4 protein-coding genes are annotated in these 3,457 nt (G+C 66.1%); all 4 read left to right on the forward strand.

Annotated features, from left to right (window positions below):
* The first annotated feature begins 81 nt into the window (after window positions 1–81).
* Complete coding sequence (pyk, locus tag AAGI46_16395; protein ID MEM1013787.1) at window positions 82–1,572, forward strand: pyruvate kinase; 1,491 nt, start codon at window positions 82–84, stop codon at window positions 1,570–1,572.
* Window positions 1,573–1,605: 33 nt separating this feature from the next.
* Complete coding sequence (locus AAGI46_16400) at window positions 1,606–2,196, forward strand: hypothetical protein (GenBank protein ID MEM1013788.1); 591 nt, start codon at window positions 1,606–1,608, stop codon at window positions 2,194–2,196.
* A gap of 173 nt (window positions 2,197–2,369) precedes the next feature.
* Window positions 2,370–2,939, forward strand: a complete 570-nt coding sequence (locus AAGI46_16405) for a 3-isopropylmalate dehydratase (GenBank protein MEM1013789.1) — start codon at window positions 2,370–2,372, stop codon at window positions 2,937–2,939.
* Window positions 2,940–2,979: 40 nt separating this feature from the next.
* A partial coding sequence (locus AAGI46_16410) for an AIM24 family protein (protein ID MEM1013790.1) occupies window positions 2,980–3,457 on the forward strand: 478 nt, incomplete at its 3' end.

Consider the following 3,457-nt stretch of genomic DNA (forward strand, 5'->3'; position numbering starts at 1 on the left):
CACTTCGACACCAGCGCGCGTCCAAGCCCACAGGCGCAGGTCCCTCTCGCACCGGCGCGGGTCGGTCGGTAGCATCCGCGCATGACCGGTGGTGAGCAGCGGACCAGCGATCTCATTCGCACCAAGATCGTCGCGACCATGGGGCCCGCGGTGACGCAGACTCGTGACCTGCGAGCGCTGCTTGCCGCAGGCGTCGACGTCTGCCGCCTCAACTTCAGCCACGGCGAACTCGACGGACACGGCACCATGCTCGCGGCCATCCGCAAGGAGGCCGACAAGCTCGACAAACGCGTCGCCATCCTCGGCGACCTCGGAGGCCCAAAGATCCGCGTCGGCGACGTCGACGAAGACAACCCGGCCGGCGGCATGGCGATCGACGTCGGCGACGAGCTGGTCATCCAACGCGACGACATTCTCGGCAAACACGGCACCATCTCCGTCACCTACAAGGGCCTGGTCGACGACGTCGAAGTCGGCGATCGCCTCTACATCGAGGACGGCTTGCTCCGCTTCGTCTGCATCCGCAAGGAGGCCGACCGCATCGCCCTTCGCTGCACGGCCGGCGGCGTGATCAAGACACGCAAGGGCGTCAACCTGCCCAGCACGAAGCTCAAGCTGCCGAGCATCACCCAGCGCGACTGGGCCTGCGTCGACTGGGCCATCGAGAACGACCTGGACTATCTCGCCCTCTCGTTCGTCCGCCGCGCCGGCGACATCCACCAGCTACGCGAGCGGCTGCAGAGCAAACAGAGCCACATCGGCATCATCGCCAAGATCGAGAAAGCTGAGGCAATCGAGCAGATCGACGCGATCATCGCCGCGGCCGACGGGCTGATGGTCGCGCGCGGCGACCTGGGCGTGGAGATGGATCTGGCCCGCGTGCCGCTGATGCAGAAGGACCTGATCGAGCGGTGCAGGCGTGCGGGCAAGCCGGCGATCGTGGCGACGCAGATGCTGCAGAGCATGGTCGACGCGGCCAGCCCGACCCGGGCCGAGGTGAGCGACGTCGCCAACGCGATCTTCGACGGCACCGACGCGACGATGCTGTCGGGCGAGACCAGCGTCGGCAAGTTCCCCGTCGGTGCGGTCCACGTCATGCAGCACGTCGCCTCGGCCACGGAAGACTTCCTGGTCGGCCGCGGCGGCGGACCCGAGGGCGCGAGCGACGCGCCCGGCATGGTCGTCAGCCAGGCGACGGCCAAAGCGGTGCGTCGGCTGCTGGAGACCATGCCGTGCAAGCTGGTCGTCGTGTACAGCCACACCGGCGACACGGCCCGGATCTTCGCCAAGCAGCGGTTCGACGTGCCCGTCGTCGCCCTGAGCGCCGACGACCGACGCCTGCGGCAGATGGCCCTGCACTACGGCGTCGTCCCGCTCCACCTGGAATCGCCTGGCAACCTGCAGGAGCTGGCACGCGACGTCGACAGCCTCGTCCAGGACCGCGAGCTTGCCGACCCGGGCGACAGGATCGTGCTCGTCGCGGGTCGCAGCATGGGGGCACCCGGAACCATGAACGGCATTGTGATCCACACGATCGGGCACGATCCGATTGATCCACTTGCGAATGATTAAACGCGTCATTTTGAACTGTTGAATACTTTAATTATGTCGCGATATTCGCTCTTGCTACTGGGTGTGGTCGTGCTGCTAGCCGCGGGTTGCAGCACCCGGCCGGCCTGGCAGGACGACCCCAAGGCGGCGACGATCGCGTATTGGCACGAACAGCCGGCGTCCGTCGCGGTCGTGGCCGACGACTACGACACACTCTGGTCGGCGGCGGACAATGCACGGAGACGGTTCGGGTTTACTGTGGACTTTTCCGACCACCGCGGAGGACTCTTGCGTACCCAACCACGTACGGGCGGGCAATGGTTCGAGGTGTGGCGCGACGAGCAGCGGACGCTGCCCGACGTCGCTGAGGCGTCGCTGTCGACGGTGCGACGCAGTGTCCAGTTCGACTTCGTTCGTGACGGTTCGGCGAGTCGGGTCGAGCCGCGGGTCGTGGTCGAAAAGCTCGCCGTCCGCGGCGACACGTTCCGCCGGGCCGAGGACGATCCGGCCAAGCCGCGCTTCGGCTGGCACGCCGCCGGACGCGACACGGCGCTGGAGGCAACGCTCGCCAACCGCATCGCCAAGCGCACCGGCGGGACGATCGTGCGAGCTGACTCTGCGGTGGTGGACTCGCTTCGACGTTGACAGGCAACAACCTGCGTGAACCCCGGACGTCCATCCGACTTAGCCGCCCGCGTCAGCGGGCGGGCTCGACCCTCCAGAAGCACCCGCTGACGCGGGCGGCAAATCGCGTCCACCATCCCTGGAAAGCTCCGATCCGGACCCCAACCAACCGACGCGGCTAGCGTCTTCGCACCATGGAGACGATCATTCGCGGCCGAGCGTACGTGCTGGGCGACAACATCGACACCGATCAGATCATCCCGGCGGAGTTCCTGAGCTACAACCCGAGCGACCCGGAAGAGCGTCGTTTCTTTGGAAAATATGCCAATGCCGGCGTACCCGAGGGTCAGGACGGCCTGCCCAACGGCAACGTCCCGTTCATCGATCCCGACGGCGACGGCTTCAGCAGCGCGTTCTCCATCATCGTGGGCGGTAAGAACTTCGGCTGCGGCAGCTCACGCGAACACGCCCCGCTCGCCCTCGCCGAGGCGGGCATCAAGGCGGTCGTGGCGGAGTTCTACGCCCGCATCTTCTACCGCAACTCCATCAACGGCGGGTACTTGCTGCCGCTGGAGGCGGTCGATCGCCTCGTCGAGCAGGTCCACACGGGCGACGAGGTCGAGATCGACATCGAGGCCGGGACGTTCAAAAACCTCTCCCGGCCGGGAGAAACCGGGGTGAAACCGCTAGGCGACGTCCTGCCGATCGTTGAGGCAGGTGGCGTCTTCGCCTACGCCCGCGAGCATGGCATGATGCCAGCGTGACGCTTGGCGTGATGCCCGCCAGACCGATACGCTCGCCGGCATGGACGACACGACCGGCAGCCGCATGACGATCGAGGCTTTCCTCGAGAAAACCAGTCAGAAAGACCGAGGCCAGGGCTTTTTCGAGCTCGAGAGCCCCCACATGCTCGAGGTCAACCTGGACGGCGCCTCCCACGGCATGGTCTGGACCAAGATGGGCGGCATGGTCGCCTACCGAGGCCAGGTCAAGTTCACCCGCCAGGGCATGATGGAGGAGGGGCTCGGCAAGTTCCTCAAACGCCAGCTCACCGGCGAAGGAGCCAAGCTCACTAAGGCGGAGGGACAGGGCAAGGTCTACCTCGCTGACGACGGTAAGAAGTTGACAGTCTTGGAGTTGCAGAGTCAGGCCGTCGTCGTCAACGGCGAGGATCTGATCGCCTTCGAGCCGTCATTGAGCTACGACGTCAAGATGATGAAGAAGATGGCGGCGGTGGTCAGCGGTGGGCTCTTCAACGTCCGCGTCGAGGGCACGGGCCTGG

The organism is Planctomycetota bacterium (genome assembly GCA_038746835.1).
Taxonomy (GTDB): Bacteria; Planctomycetota; Phycisphaerae; order Tepidisphaerales; family Tepidisphaeraceae; genus JBCDKH01.

What these genes read in the sequence shown, in the direction of transcription:
- pyk (MEM1013787.1), top strand. Translation starts at nt 82, where the DNA reads ATGACCGGTGGTGAGCAGCGGACCAGCGATCTCATTCGCACCAAGATC.
- AAGI46_16400 (MEM1013788.1), top strand. Translation starts at nt 1,606, where the DNA reads ATGTCGCGATATTCGCTCTTGCTACTGGGTGTGGTCGTGCTGCTAGCC.
- AAGI46_16405 (MEM1013789.1), top strand. Translation starts at nt 2,370, where the DNA reads ATGGAGACGATCATTCGCGGCCGAGCGTACGTGCTGGGCGACAACATC.